Annotated in this window: 23 protein-coding genes, 1 tRNA gene and 1 pseudogene; 20 read left to right on the top strand and 5 right to left on the bottom strand. The window is 58.2% G+C overall.

What is annotated here, in order from left to right:
* Positions 1–79: 79 nt before the first annotated feature.
* From AC07V9_RS20170 to AC07V9_RS20130, 9 genes are all read left to right on the top strand, one after another.
* The gene (locus tag AC07V9_RS20170) at positions 80–493 is read left to right on the top strand and encodes a hypothetical protein (RefSeq protein ID WP_495017410.1); all 414 of its coding nucleotides are present in this window, start codon (positions 80–82) and stop codon (positions 491–493) included.
* Positions 490–702 (top strand): hypothetical protein, encoded by a 213-nt coding sequence (locus AC07V9_RS20165; RefSeq protein ID WP_495017409.1) that lies wholly within the window; start codon positions 490–492, stop codon positions 700–702. The genes AC07V9_RS20170 and AC07V9_RS20165 overlap by 4 nt, the downstream gene beginning before the upstream one ends.
* The gene (locus AC07V9_RS20160; protein WP_495017408.1) at positions 699–896 is read left to right on the top strand and encodes a hypothetical protein; all 198 of its coding nucleotides are present in this window, start codon (positions 699–701) and stop codon (positions 894–896) included. Before AC07V9_RS20165 ends, AC07V9_RS20160 begins: the two co-directional genes overlap by 4 nt.
* A complete protein-coding gene (locus AC07V9_RS20155; RefSeq protein ID WP_495017407.1) occupies positions 893–1,141 on the top strand; it encodes a hypothetical protein in 249 nt (82 codons plus the stop codon). The genes AC07V9_RS20160 and AC07V9_RS20155 overlap by 4 nt, the downstream gene beginning before the upstream one ends.
* A 163-nt stretch (positions 1,142–1,304) precedes the next feature.
* On the top strand, positions 1,305–2,039 hold the full coding sequence (locus tag AC07V9_RS20150; protein WP_495017406.1) for a hypothetical protein: 735 nt from the start codon (positions 1,305–1,307) through the stop codon (positions 2,037–2,039).
* Positions 2,039–2,536, top strand: coding sequence for a siphovirus Gp157 family protein (locus tag AC07V9_RS20145; RefSeq protein WP_495017405.1), 498 nt, complete (start codon positions 2,039–2,041; stop codon positions 2,534–2,536). The genes AC07V9_RS20150 and AC07V9_RS20145 overlap by 1 nt, the downstream gene beginning before the upstream one ends.
* Before the next feature lie 7 nt (positions 2,537–2,543).
* A complete protein-coding gene (locus tag AC07V9_RS20140) occupies positions 2,544–3,173 on the top strand; it encodes a helix-turn-helix domain-containing protein (RefSeq protein ID WP_495017404.1) in 630 nt (209 codons plus the stop codon).
* Positions 3,173–3,340: a hypothetical protein gene (locus AC07V9_RS20135; RefSeq protein ID WP_495017403.1), complete on the top strand. Its 168-nt coding sequence runs from the start codon at positions 3,173–3,175 to the stop codon at positions 3,338–3,340. The genes AC07V9_RS20140 and AC07V9_RS20135 overlap by 1 nt, the downstream gene beginning before the upstream one ends.
* A gap of 81 nt (positions 3,341–3,421) precedes the next feature.
* Complete coding sequence (locus AC07V9_RS20130; protein WP_495017402.1) at positions 3,422–3,673, top strand: hypothetical protein; 252 nt, start codon at positions 3,422–3,424, stop codon at positions 3,671–3,673.
* A 438-nt stretch (positions 3,674–4,111) separates the two neighbouring features.
* Here AC07V9_RS20130 and AC07V9_RS20125 read toward each other — a convergent pair whose 3' ends face one another.
* On the bottom strand, positions 4,112–4,306 hold the full coding sequence (locus AC07V9_RS20125; RefSeq protein ID WP_495017401.1) for a hypothetical protein: 195 nt from the start codon (positions 4,304–4,306) through the stop codon (positions 4,112–4,114).
* A gap of 63 nt (positions 4,307–4,369) precedes the next feature.
* On the opposite strand from AC07V9_RS20125, the gene AC07V9_RS20120 reads away from it, so the two are divergent.
* A complete protein-coding gene (locus AC07V9_RS20120) occupies positions 4,370–5,224 on the top strand; it encodes a DNA adenine methylase (RefSeq protein WP_495017400.1) in 855 nt (284 codons plus the stop codon).
* A 192-nt stretch (positions 5,225–5,416) separates the two neighbouring features.
* Here the strand turns inward: AC07V9_RS20120 and AC07V9_RS20115 are convergent, their stop codons facing one another.
* Entirely contained in the window at positions 5,417–6,103 is a 687-nt protein-coding gene (locus AC07V9_RS20115; protein ID WP_495017399.1) for a hypothetical protein, read from the bottom strand.
* A 59-nt stretch (positions 6,104–6,162) separates the two neighbouring features.
* Between AC07V9_RS20115 and AC07V9_RS20110 the strand changes: the two genes are divergently transcribed.
* The 10 genes and pseudogenes from AC07V9_RS20110 to AC07V9_RS20065 all read left to right on the top strand — a co-directional run bounded on the left by AC07V9_RS20110 (position 6,163) and on the right by AC07V9_RS20065 (position 11,895).
* Entirely contained in the window at positions 6,163–7,086 is a 924-nt protein-coding gene (locus tag AC07V9_RS20110) for a DNA cytosine methyltransferase (protein ID WP_495017398.1), read from the top strand.
* A 69-nt stretch (positions 7,087–7,155) separates the two neighbouring features.
* Positions 7,156–7,359, top strand: a complete 204-nt coding sequence (locus tag AC07V9_RS20105; protein WP_495017397.1) for a hypothetical protein — start codon at positions 7,156–7,158, stop codon at positions 7,357–7,359.
* Positions 7,356–8,174 carry a hypothetical protein gene (locus AC07V9_RS20100; protein ID WP_495017396.1) on the top strand — a complete coding sequence of 273 codons (819 nt, stop codon included), beginning with the start codon at positions 7,356–7,358 and terminating at the stop codon, positions 8,172–8,174. The genes AC07V9_RS20105 and AC07V9_RS20100 overlap by 4 nt, the downstream gene beginning before the upstream one ends.
* Positions 8,174–8,404: a hypothetical protein gene (locus AC07V9_RS20095; protein ID WP_495017395.1), complete on the top strand. Its 231-nt coding sequence runs from the start codon at positions 8,174–8,176 to the stop codon at positions 8,402–8,404. The genes AC07V9_RS20100 and AC07V9_RS20095 overlap by 1 nt, the downstream gene beginning before the upstream one ends.
* A 65-nt stretch (positions 8,405–8,469) precedes the next feature.
* Complete coding sequence (locus tag AC07V9_RS20090) at positions 8,470–9,138, top strand: hypothetical protein (protein ID WP_495017394.1); 669 nt, start codon at positions 8,470–8,472, stop codon at positions 9,136–9,138.
* Entirely contained in the window at positions 9,135–9,290 is a 156-nt protein-coding gene (locus AC07V9_RS20085; RefSeq protein ID WP_495017393.1) for a hypothetical protein, read from the top strand. Before AC07V9_RS20090 ends, AC07V9_RS20085 begins: the two co-directional genes overlap by 4 nt.
* The gene (locus tag AC07V9_RS20080; RefSeq protein WP_495017392.1) at positions 9,287–9,631 is read left to right on the top strand and encodes a hypothetical protein; all 345 of its coding nucleotides are present in this window, start codon (positions 9,287–9,289) and stop codon (positions 9,629–9,631) included. The genes AC07V9_RS20085 and AC07V9_RS20080 overlap by 4 nt, the downstream gene beginning before the upstream one ends.
* Positions 9,628–9,951, top strand: coding sequence for a hypothetical protein (locus AC07V9_RS20075; protein ID WP_495017391.1), 324 nt, complete (start codon positions 9,628–9,630; stop codon positions 9,949–9,951). Before AC07V9_RS20080 ends, AC07V9_RS20075 begins: the two co-directional genes overlap by 4 nt.
* A gap of 58 nt (positions 9,952–10,009) precedes the next feature.
* Positions 10,010–10,396: a hypothetical protein gene (locus AC07V9_RS20070; RefSeq protein WP_495017390.1), complete on the top strand. Its 387-nt coding sequence runs from the start codon at positions 10,010–10,012 to the stop codon at positions 10,394–10,396.
* A gap of 294 nt (positions 10,397–10,690) precedes the next feature.
* Positions 10,691–11,895 (top strand): annotated as a pseudogene (locus AC07V9_RS20065) (tyrosine-type recombinase/integrase).
* A 69-nt stretch (positions 11,896–11,964) separates the two neighbouring features.
* Here AC07V9_RS20065 and AC07V9_RS20060 read toward each other — a convergent pair.
* From AC07V9_RS20060 to ihfA, 3 genes are all read right to left on the bottom strand, one after another.
* Positions 11,965–12,041, bottom strand: a tRNA-Pro gene (locus AC07V9_RS20060).
* Positions 12,042–12,131: 90 nt separating this feature from the next.
* A complete protein-coding gene (locus AC07V9_RS20055) occupies positions 12,132–12,488 on the bottom strand; it encodes a MerR family transcriptional regulator (RefSeq protein ID WP_495017389.1) in 357 nt (118 codons plus the stop codon).
* Positions 12,469–12,771, bottom strand: a complete 303-nt coding sequence (ihfA, locus tag AC07V9_RS20050; protein WP_002553164.1) for an integration host factor subunit alpha — start codon at positions 12,769–12,771, stop codon at positions 12,469–12,471. Before ihfA ends, AC07V9_RS20055 begins: the two co-directional genes overlap by 20 nt.
* Positions 12,772–12,774 lie beyond the last annotated feature (3 nt).

Raw genomic sequence — 12,774 nt, 5'->3', positions numbered from 1 at the left:
CCGCTGCCTATTTGGCCGTTCGCGTTCTTGCGTGGGTAGTGCCGTGTGTTTGGTTTACCACCGCCTAACGGAGGCGATCATGAATGCATTTGCGAAAGCACAGTTCGAGTACGACAACCGCCTCCCGGTGGAAGCTGACGACAGCGCAGTAACCGAGTGGATCGACAACGCCGCCGAGCAATTGCTGCTGGGCGCCGATGTGAAGTTCAAGCGCCGCCTGCACTCGACGCAGGGCGTGACGTACGAGCAGTTCGCCGCAGCGGTGGATGAGTTCGTGATGGGCCAGCTCTCGGCATCCGGCGTGGGCAATTCCGTTCTGGGCCGACTTGTGCTGGCAGCCAAGCGCAAGGCTTCGTCTGACGCCTGCTCTGCCGCCGCCGAAGCGCTGCACTGTGAAAACCCTGATGAGGCCCTGCGCCAGATCGCCGTCACGCTGCTGAAGCCGCTGGCGGCAGATGCGCTGATCGCCCAGGCCGAGGATGACGAGCTATGAGCAAGGACATTGCACACGCCTACTTCAACCTGCAAATCGAGCGCATCGGGAATTCGCTTAATCCCGCCGCCGATCGAAGCTTCGTCGCTGGCGCGCTCGACTTTGCAGAGTTCACGTCCCAAATCACTTTTGAGGATGCCGAATGCTACCGCGAGGCTCTGGCGATCAAGGCGGGTAATCGTGTCGTTCAGTTGAGGAGCGCAGCATGAACACAACGCCTCTTGTTCCATCCCTGGTCGACGAGCAGATCGCAGACATCGAAAGGAAGCTGGCGGTGATGGGCTTCGGTCTTCCGTTCAACGATCTCATCGGCCTGCCGCGCGAGACGCCGGTGTGCGACCTGACAAAGCGTTTGGCGACGATTCAGAAAGGTCGGCGGATTGCTGTGAGGGTTCGGCCATGAGCGGATGGATACAATGTGAAGATCAGCTTCCGTCAGAAAAGAAGATCGTCTACATCGCGTATCGACCTGATGACCCAGCAACCGCCACTGCCTATCGCTTCAACGGCCAGTGGATAGCGGCGGCTGTTTTCTACAACCTAACTCACTCGCCAGGCCCGCTTGAGTTCAGGCAGCGGATCATCACTGAAGAAGTGATGTCGTGGCACCTGCTTCCCGATCTCGATATTCAGGATGACGAGCCATGAACCGCTACCAGCATGCCAAGCGCATAGCCCTCTGGCGCGGCAGCTTCTTCACCCTACTGTTCTGCTCTGCCTGGATGATCGCCAGCGCTTACGCACCGCACTGATCCACCCCTAGCCCATTCAATCGCAGCGCCCCGGTAACGGCATGGCGCAAGGAGCTACCGTGCCTGACAACACAAGAATTTGGGACCAGGTCAACACGACCGACCCAAGCGCTACGAAGAACTTCACCGGCATGGGCGGCTTCAAGGGCACGGCCATTAAGCCTACCTACCTCATGCGCAAGGCGACTGAAGTGTTCGGGCCATGCGGCGAGGGCTGGGGGTGGACTGTGCTGGAGGATCGATTCGACGAAGGCGGCCCTCTTCTGGCCCCGACCAAAGAGTGGCCTGAAGCGCCGCGCATCAACGCCAAGCTGCACACGATAAAGATTGAGTTGTGGTACCTGGGCAAGGACGGGCAGAAATGCACCGTCCAGCACTACGGCCACACCCCTTTCGTGTTGCTCCAGCAGGGAAAAATTATCACCGACTGGGAAGCGGCAAAGAAATCGCTCACCGACGCCATCGGCAAGTGCCTTCAACCCCTCGGGTTTGCAGCGGACATCCACATGGGCCTGTTCGACGACGCAGCTTATGTCGAGGCCGTGCGCGACGAAGTCGCGCTTGAGAAAGCCGAGGATAGGGTGGAAGAAGAAGAGCGCCAGAAACAGGCCCGCCTCGACTACATCCAATCCGTTGTCGACCTCCTGAAAGGAGCTCAGTCGGCGAACGAGCTCAAGAAAATCCACGACGTGGCGGTCAAGAAGCTCGCCGCCCGCAATGACAACAAGGCCGTTACCCGCATCGCTCGCGAGTACGACGAACAGAAACCACGATTCCAGCAGGAGGCCGCGTAATGACCGCGCTCTATCAAATCAGCAAAGAGTTTCAGGAACTGGCCGTCCTGGCGGAAAACGCCGACGAGGACCTGGCCGTCGCGCTTCACGACACGATGGGCGCGATCCAGGCCGAATTTGAGGACAAGGGCAAAGCCATTGCGATGCTCGCGCTCAACATTGACGGCGACCTTGAGGCAATCCAGTCGCAGATTGATCGACTCACTGAGCGCAAGCGGATCATCTCGAATCGCAAGGAATCGCTGAAGGAGTACTTGCGCTCCAACATGGAAGCATCGGGCATCACGAAGATCAGCCACCCGCTCTTCACAATTTCGCTGGGAAAGGGCCGGCCGGTGGTGGTGATCGACAACGAAAAGGTCATCCCCGAGGACTACTTCAACACCAAGGTAACCAGCACGCCTGACAAAGCCATGATCGCCAAGGCAATCAAGGAAGGTGTCGAGGTGCCTGGGGCGCATTCCGAAATCGGCAAGTCTTCAATCAGCATCAAGTGAGGTCAGTATGATCAGCCTCGAACTCAGCATGGTCCAACACAATCAGGCCGAATCGGCCCGGCTCGCGGCGGCGATGGATGAATTTCTCAGCCGCGGCGGCCAGGTGTCGCAGGTCGCAGGGCCTGTTCCGGCTCCACGGCCTTACGGCTACCGGGCCGCTCCCGCGCCGGTCGACTCTCCGGACCGCAAGCCGCTACCGCCGCGCCGCAGCAAGAAGGAAACGATGCAGCGCCTGCGCATTGTCCCGGACATCGAGGAGGCTAAAGCCAAGGCCCAATCGGCAAAATCGCCTCCTGCCAACCCGGACGCAGTTCGAGAAATGGCGAAGACAATGTCTCAGCGCGAGGTCGCGAAGCTTACGGGGATCAGCCGCACACAGCTTTACCGGATGGCGCTGGCTCACGGGTTCGAGTTCCAGCCGGCGGCGAAGGGCGGCGTGGCGAACCTGGTGCAGAACCAGAGCGACCCGGTCGAAGACGCCAAGAACGTCGAGCGCATCAAGGCCATGCGCGACATAGGCGTCAGCCGCTATCAGGCGGCCCGGCATATGGGTATCAGCACCTGCTACATGCGGCGCCTGATCCGTGACCACAAGATCGACTATCCGATCACCACGCGTCAAAAGGCAGCATCCTGATGCACGCCCGCGAATCCAGCGACCCGATCAGCGTCATAAAATACGCCGCCATGATGGCTGGATGCAGCAGACAGGCCTGGGCCGTGTACGCCATGCCTGGGCAGCGCCTGATCGCCCGACCCTACACCGGCGCGCGGTACCTGCTGCTTGAGGTCTGCCACCCATGAAGCGCATCAGCAGACTTGTCGCCCAGCGCCGGCGGCAGGAACACATTCATTTGCCACCGAGTAGCCTTACCGGAGAATGCCATGGCAGCAAAAACGCCCAAGCAGCGCCAGCAGGACAAGCGCGACCGGGACAAGATGTCGAAGGAGGAGCGAGAAGCGCGCCTGCTGTCACGGCGCATCGTCACGGACCTTTATCAGGCTACCGACATGGCGCTGATTCGGATCATGACGCTGGCCGAAATCGAGGAACCGCAGGACATCATCACGCGGCTGATTCATGCCGCTGATTCGATGTCCCGCGGCGAGCTTAGAGCGCACGTAAAAGTTGCGTGACGCAAAGGCGTGACGATATCCGGCCCCATGCCGGTCACCACGTATAGCCCAACGTCAAGCTATTGCCAACTGTCAATGAGAATGGCAGGGATGTAGGGAAAATTTGCTGCATGGGAGAGATGAAAACGGTGGAAACCGTTGTGGACCTAGTAGGAATACCCACTTTTTGCATCAGCTTTTATCACAGTGATTGCTGGAAGCTGACACCCAGAGGCTATTCCTTTAGCGATAGATGAAGCCCGCAATTGGTCAAGATCGAGAATTCCGGGGGCACGTTGCGGGGGTTCAATATCTCGGATCTACAGAAGCACTGCTTCGGTGTTGCCCTGCTCGAACGCGTAGCTGGACGCCGTGCTGCTGCCGTATCCAGCTTGTGCCAGGAATGCCTTCGCTTTTTCGAAAGTCGTCATCGTCGGCCCCTCTGAATAATAAAGTCAATCACACCACAGCATCAGCCGACACCTCAATAGCCAAAGCAGCCTGGGCGACATCATCTGATGTGTAGGCGATGTCGTTGAGCATCGATTCGATGGCGGCCTCTGACAGCTTGTCAATATCGAGCCCCTGCTCTACCGCTGTGCGCAGCAAAGCACGCAGCGCCATTCCCAACACCCTTTCAGTTCCTTCGTTCAAGACCTTCTCCCTTCCTGTGGAGCGGTAAGCGTAGGCCATTACCCACTCGCATGGAATCGACCCATGACCATTTCAGCACCGGTTATCCGCTACCACGGTGCCAAGTTCAGACTTGCGCCCTGGGTGCTGCAACACTTTCCCGCCCACACCTGCTACGTGGAGTCGTTCGGCGGCGCCGCTGGCGTCCTGATGCAAAAGCCGCGCTCTTACGCCGAGGTGTACAACGACCTCGATGGCGAGATCGTGAACCTCTTCCGCGTGCTTCAGCACCCGTCGACCCGCGCACAGCTGACCGAGCTTTTGGTGCTGACGCCCTACTCCCGCGCAGAGTTCGAACTGTCATGGGAAACCTCAGAGGAACCAGTAGAGCGAGCGCGCCGGACAATCATGCGAGCGCAGATGGGCTTCGGGTCGGCGGGCGCTACCAAAGGCGTAACCGGCTTTCGCATCGACACGAAGCGCCAGTACGGCACAGCACAATCCCTCTGGGCCGAATATCCGGACTCGATCGCGGAAGTTGGTCAGAGGCTCACGGGCGTGCTGATCGAAAACAGGACCGCGATCGAGGTCATCACCGCGCACGACGCCGCGACCACGCTTCATTATGTCGACCCGCCCTACGTGCATGACACCAGGTACAAGGGCGCATCGAACGGTCGGTACTACCGACATGAGATGGACGACAGCGACCATCGCGCGCTACTGAGCACATTGCTCGAGCTAGAAGGAATGGTCGTGCTGTCTGGCTACCCGAGTGAGCTTTACAGCGAGATGCTGCCCGACTGGTCCTGCTACAGCACCTCTGCCCGCATCTCAGCCGGACGGGGCACCGCGAACCGTACCGAATGCATCTGGCTCAACCCGGCCTGTGTCGATCGAGTAAGTCAGATCGGCCTGGATCTCGGCGAACGCGCTTAACCATTCCCCACTTCCACGAATCACGCCACTGGCGAGGATCAGCGTGATCAATCCCACAGCCCGCATTGTCTGCCAGTTTAGCTGCGGCGCTGCCTCTGCGGTCGCAACCAAACTCGCCATCGCCCAGTACGGAATCCGCAAAACATCTAGCGCAAGTGTTCTTGCCGTGCGTCGCACGACGGAGACTCCTCACTACGATAATTGAAGTTTCTTCTTCAGTACCTTGTTGGCCTCAGCCTTCAACAAACTAAGCTTCTCATTTAGCTCGGACGGAGGGACGTCGAGGCCTTTTGCGGACAAGTAGTCACCGAAACCGGCTATCGAGCTTTCTAACGGCTCCTGTCTATCAGGATCTCCAGACTGGTCCAAATACATCAAAAAATATTGGACACACAGGCTTGCGTTCGCAGATACCACAAAGAGTTCTTCATAATACTTGTCCAAGTCCTCTGACCATAGTGCACGAGCTTCCAACATGTCAGCTTGAAAGGCCACTCGCGCTCGATCTTGGTTATCCATACGAGAACGCAACCCTTCTTGAATCCGGTCAATTAACTCCCAGTCGGAATACTGGAGGTTTTCATTAACCAGACAGAATTGAGCATCTATAACAACTTGAAAAGTCGCGCTCTGCAGCTGTTCTGACTTAACCAAAAGGCGGCGGGCCAAATCATGATCAGCTTGGGCTCTAAGCTGTCGCTTCCAAGCAGTCAAACCTATAACCACAGCAGCAACTGTGGCTATAGAGGAGCCGATCTCCATGAGGTCATGGATATTTTCAACTTTGAAAAAATCATTTTTTGTCCAACCCATACCCCAGATGACGCCAGCAACGAAAAGTAGCGCAGACCCTAACCAGACAACCTTGTCTCGATTCATCTAAAGAAAAACCCCAAAAGAATGATGGTAACCAGGCCCCTGAGTTTGAACGAGGTTCTATGACCACAGCTATCGATTTGTTCGCCGGGCTCGGCGGATGGTCCACCGGTGCCCGCGCTGCGGGTGTCGAAGTTCTCTGGGCTGCAAACCACTGGCCGGTCGCGGTCGAGTGGCACGCAGCCAACCACCCGGACACCCAGCACATCTGCCAAGACCTGCACCAGGCCCGCTGGGAGCAGGTACCCGCTCACGACATGCTGCTGGCGTCGCCGTGTTGCCAAGGTCACTCGAAGGCCCGCGGGCAAGCGAACGGCAACCCGCAGCATGATGCTTCACGCTCGACAGCCTGGGCTGTTGTGTCCGCCTTGGAGTTTCACCGGCCGGGCGTGGCATTGGTCGAGAACGTTCAGGAGTTCACCGACTGGGCGCTCTACCCCGCCTGGGTTTCCGCTGTTCAGGCGCTTGGATACCAAGTCGCGCCGCACGTCGTGGACTGCGCAGATCTGGGCGTTCCCCAGCATCGCGTCAGGTTGTTCCTAGTGCTGACCCGCAGCAAGGCGCCTTTGATGCTCGAGCTGCACAGGCACCAGCACGTGCCAGCCGCCAGCTTTCTGGACTTCAACGCTGGAAAATGGTCGCCGATCGTGCGTCCGGGCCGGGCGCAGGCAACGCTCAACCGAGTGCGCAATGGGCGCGAGCGCTTCGGTGACCAGTTCATCATGCCCTACTACGGCAAAGGTTCTGGGCTGACCGGCCGCGACATGAACAGGCCGATCGGCACGATCACCACCCTGGACCGCTGGGCGCTGGTGCGCGGCGATGAGATGCGGATGCTCAGCGCCAGCGAAGCCTTGGCCGCCCAGTCATTTCCCGCCGGAACCCTCCGCCCCAATAGCCACAAGCTGACCATGCACATGGCCGGCAACGCCGTTCCGCCTCTCGCTGGCCAGCGCGTGATCGAAGCGCTGATGGCCGCCGCCTGACCAACCCCAAAGTAACCTCCAGAGGTTACATCTCGAAAAGTAACCTGTATGGGTTACAGGGATATCGCCATGCCTGAATCGCCAAGCGCTCAGCACCAGGTGCGAGCAACCATCATCAGCCCCTCGGAAGGCAGCACGGTGATCAGCTTTCGCCAGCTGCCTTTCGAGCCGGTCACGCCACAGCAGGCTCGAATCATCGGTCGCCAAATCATCCAAGCCGCCAACGCCGCCGACCAGGGCGAAGTGGGCACGTATCCGCAGGAGGGGTTATGAGTCAGGAATGCCAACAACCACAGGCGCATCCGGCACGGTGCGGGTGCGAACAGGACGAATGCCCGCTGTCAGAGCTATCTATCCTTCGTGCCGCAAATAAGCAGCTTGAGACGTTCCGAGACCGGATCATTGCCGAGCGATTGTCCGCCCCTGTATCGCCCGCTACCGCGGAGGTGCAAGTTCTGAAATTCAAATCGCTTGGCGAGATGGCCCAGCGCTCGCGCGTCGGCGGTGCGAATTATGTCCGACTCGAAGACTTCGACGCCCACGTCACCCGCCTGCAGGCCGAGAACGCCGCACTCCAGCAGAAACTCCAGAGATCGAATCTCCACTGTCATGACTTGGCTCACAAGCTGGCAAACAGGTTTGAAACTGCCCAGGGTGCACAATTCGAGACCATAAAGTCGCTTCGTTATTTGAACGAAGAACTCCAGCAGCGCTTGAACGTCGCGGACCAGCGCAACGACGAACTGCAATCCGAAAAGACCAAGGCGCAGGAGGCGTTGACAGCAATTGCCAATTGGCCGGACGGCGGCAATCTCTACGGTCAAGAGAACATCAAGGCATTTGTTCTCGCCCACCAATCCGCGCCAGCGGCGAAGGAGTGGTCGGATTGGGAGGTTGGCGACACAGTCAGGTACGTTTCAGCAGGGGGCTTTGTCCATGCTCGAATGACGGTTGCCAGCGACTATATCGTTCACGAAGCTCCTGACGAACATGAAAGCTTTTGCGTTCTAGATGATGACGGCGATGAAATATCCGTGCTTGTTGGCGAGTTCAAGTTTATTGCCCCAGCCGCGAAGGATGGTGAGTGATGGCTGACGACTACATCTATTACGTCCATCACATCGCGCGCGATGACGACATGAGCATAATTTGCCGCTGCCCGCACTGCCAAAACATCATTGGGATCGAGGGCCAGGAGTTCGAGGACGTGCGCGGTGAGCAGTACCAGTGCCGCTGTGGCGGTTGGCTTGAAGTGAGCTGCTCAGCACCTCGCGTGAAACCCGACAGCCTTCCCCCGAACCAAGGCATTCCCGGCTAACCCCCGCCGCCCGTTCGGCCCCACCCTATCCCTATTGCCTGCTGCGTATGCGGCGAGGAGATCATGTGTCCGCAATAAAAGAACGCCCGATCCTATTCTCGGCACCGATGGTGCGCGCCATCCTGGAAGGCAGGAAGACTGTCACGCGCCGCGAGGTGAAGAAAGAGGCAGCACTCGATTGCTTAGCTGCTGGTTTCGAACCCGCCTTTCTGGCGCTGCCTGGCAATTCTGACCTTTGTCCCTATGGTCAGCCCGGCGACCGGCTGTGGGTGCGCGAGACTTGGGGCGTGATCAGCCACGACTTCGACGAGCACGGCAACATGATTGGCTGGGTGCCAGACCGGGCCGCTACGCCGGTCCGGGAAATGCCTTTCGGACGCGGCTATTACTCCGGGCACGTCATCTACCGCGCCGACGGCGAGGCTGTATGGGCTGGTGATGATGACGGCGGCGGTGATGATCGCTCCGCTTGGAAGCCGAGCATCCATATGCCCCGCATCGCCAGCCGCATCCTGCTGGATATCACCGACGTGCGTGTAGAGCGGCTGCAGGACATTAGCGAAGAGCAATCCGAAGCAGAGGGAGTTTATTTCCTCCGTGCGGCGCCTGACTTCGATGAAACGCTGACAGCGAAGCAGCTCTACGAAATCCTCTGGGATCACATCAACGGCGACGGCGCATGGGCAGCTAACCCTTGGGTCTGGGTCGTCGAGTTCAAGCGGGTGACGCCATGACCAGCCGCGACCTATTCGAACAGGCCTACGCCGAGGATCACAACTGCACGCTGGAGTGGTGCCAGAACCAACGTCTGAGCAATGGCAGCTATCTGGATCGTTTCATGGCCCGCGCCTGGCACTGGTGGCAGCGCGGCAAGGAGGCGGCATGAGCACACCACCGCTTATCAGTTCTCAGCGCTACCTGAACCGCGAAACCGTCATCAGCAAAGCTCTTACCTTCAGGGTGTTCGTCGTAAAAACGCTGGACATCGAACTACGGGGCAAGCTGTACCGCGTTCTCCTGGACGGACATCACAACCTTGCGGCGGCACGGCTGGCAGGTGTGGAACCTCGCTGGCAAGGACCTCCGCCCAAGTTCGAAAGATTCCGCAAGCGTATGAAGCAGGAGGTGTTCGCGGCTTTCATGATCAACAACCTCACCGACAGCGACTGGTACTTCCATGACACCGGTGAGGTTGTGCAGGAACTGTTAGCTCGGGAGGCGGCATGACCAAAGAAGATATCGCAGGATTCGCGCCGAAGGTCGCTGTTGCGATCGCCGCTGGCAAGGCTGCCGCTGAGGCCTGCCTGGACGACGGAGGCAGCGCCAACTGTGACCGGGTCGTGATCCCGATCCCTGGCATCCGCGCCTCGGCGGTAACCGGCATCCCTGGCTACGTCCAAAAGCGGAGCGGCTGGCACCAGCAAGGCATCCACCTCGATACGCCATGGCCGGGCATCGGCAATCAACACAGTGCAGGCGTACAGGCGATGTACAAGTCTCTCAAGGATCAGGGCGTGGACTGCTACGTCTACTACCAGATCGACTGACCTAACCCCTTCCCCATCATCCACATGCCTGCCGGTGTACGGCGGGCGGGAGACCCTCATGCCTGAAATAAAATGCGACTACGGCCATGCGACTCATGTCAGCACGCCGCAGTGGATCGACCTATTGACGCTCGATCAGATGCGCCGCGCGGTCGAGCTGATGGGCGAAAAGATAACGGCCGCCGAGGCGCAGCCCAAGCGCATTATCTGGCGAGTCTGTTGCGGCGGGGTATGCCTGGCAAATTACCAGGAAGACCGCTACGAGGCGGCGGCCGATCACTTCCAGCGCGCCTACAGGGAATCGTTCATGGAAGAGGCCTCTGACTACTTGAAGGAGCCCTATGGCACGGAAACTTTCAGACGCAGGCTGCCCAGCATCGAGATCGAACGCGTCACGCATTTCGAATACGAGACCGAATGGTTTCCACCACTCAACCCCGCATAGACCCCGGACGGAGGTAGCCAACATGGCAAATGCAACTGCGGCGCAGCCTTCTGGCATTGCGCCGCGCTTTATCCGGGCGCGGGACGTGTACGGCTACCTCGGCATGTGTCGGGCTGAATTCGACAAGACCGTCAGACCTCACGTCCGAGAATTTCCGATCGGCAAACAGGGCGTTGCATTCGATCGGCATGAGCTGGACGAGTGGGCGGATGCCTACATTAACGCGCGGGCAATTGAAAAAGCCGCTGTTCAGGACAACAATCAGCCCCGCAGTGGGCGCCAAGGAGTCAATAAATGGCGCGAAAAACGATCTCCGGTCTCTACGAGAGAAACGGAATCTGGCACATCGACAAGGTCGTCAGAGGTCAGCGACTTCAAGAAAGCACTGGAGCAAGCGAAAGGCAGGAAGCGGAGCAATACCTGATCCACCGCCTGGAAAAGCTCAGGCAGGAGAAGGTCTACGGTGTGCGTCAGGTGCGAACTTGGCGCGAGGCGGCGACTCGGTTCCTGGTGGAATTCAAAGATCAGGCATCGATCGCGCTGTCCGCATCGCACATTGAGCAACTGGACCCGTACATCGGTGACCTTCCGATCACTCATATAGATGACGGGACGCTGTCCGCATTTAAGCGCGAACGGCAAAAACCCACGAAAACTGCAAAAGGGAAAGTAAAGCCAGGCGTATCTAACCGGACGGTCAACATCGCGTTGCAGCGTGTCGTCCGGATATTGAACCTGTGCCACAGGAAGTGGCGAGACGCAGAGAAGCGGCCATGGCTGGATAGCGTGCCGATGATCTCGATGCTGGAGGAGAAAAGGTCGAGCCGTAAGCCCTACCCCTTGTCATGGGAGGAGCAGTCGATTCTGTTCGCAGAAATCCCGGACCACCTGTTGAGGATGGCTCTATACCTCTATACAAGGTGAACACCGGATGCCGAGAGCAGGAGGTCTGCAAGCTCAAGTGGGAATGGGAAATTCGGGTGCCGGAACTGGGAACGAGCGTGTTCCTGATTCCGGATGACTTTGGCGGGCGAAACGAGCGGTCTGGAGTTAAAAATCGGGACGAACGGCTGGTTGTGCTGAACAAGGTCGCAATGCGGATCATCGATGGGCAGCGCGGGCTTCATACGCAGTACGTCTTCCCGTACGGCCAGCCAGATGAGCACGGGCCCACCGCGATGCATCGTATGAACGACACAGCCTGGAAGAAAGCCAGGGTACGGGCGGCGGCGAAGTGGGAAAAGGAGCACAAGTCACCGGCGCACCCTGGGTTCAGATCGATCAGGGTTAACGACCTCAAGCACACCTTTGGCAGAAGGTTGCGTGCAGCGGGCGTGACCGAAGAGGATCGAAAGGCATTGCTTGGACACAGGAATGGCAGCATCACGAGCCACTATTCTATCGCAGAGCTTGGGCAGTTGATCGAGGAGGTAAACAAAGTATCGGCAACCGATTCGCGAGGACCGGCGCTGACGATCTTGAAAAGGAAAACGGGATGATTCCCCGCAAAAGTCCCTATGCATGAAAAAGCCCAACCTGAAAAGATTGGGCTAAGTCATTGAAAAATATGGTCGGGACGGAGTGATTCGAACACTCGACCCCTAGCACCCCATGCTAGTGCGCTACCGGACTGCGCTACGCCCCGACTAGGCGTGAATCTGTTTGGGCTTCTTGCGAAAGCGTCGAGGAATATACCCTAAGCATCTGAAAGATGGAAGTATTTTGATCGCATGTATCAATTACGCAATACAACCAAAACGTCTTCCAGCTCGGTAATCATCTGCTTGATCAGCTGTTTGTACTGCAGGGAATCGTCCTTGACCTCATCACTGGACATGCGTAACCGCGCGCCGCCAATGGTGAAACCCTGATCGTACAGCAGCGCGCGAATTTGCCGGATCATCAGCACATCCTGTCGCTGATAATACCGACGGTTTCCGCGACGCTTGACCGGGTTGAGTTGAGGAAATTCCTGCTCCCAATAACGCAGAACGTGCGGTTTGACCGCGCAGAGCTCGCTGACTTCACCGATGGTGAAGTAGCGTTTGCCTGGAATGGGCGGTAGCTCGTCGTTATGACTTGGTTCCAGCATAAGCCTCAACTCGGGCCTTCAGTTTCTGCCCTGGGCGAAAGGTGACCACACGGCGAGCCGTAATCGGAATTTCTTCCCCTGTCTTGGGATTTCGACCCGGTCGCTGGCGTTTATCTCGCAGATCGAAATTGCCGAATCCGGACAATTTGACCTGCTCGTTATCCTCCAGAGCGTGCCTGATTTCCTCAAAGAACAGCTCAACCAGTTCCTTGGCTTCTCGTTTATTCAGGCCTAGCTCTTCGTACAGACGTTCGGCCATCTCAGCTTTCGTCAGAGCCCCCATACG

The sequence above is a fragment of the Pseudomonas sp. GW821-FHT02A11 genome (genome assembly GCF_059421985.1).
This window is presented reverse-complemented; position numbering and strand designations above follow the sequence as displayed.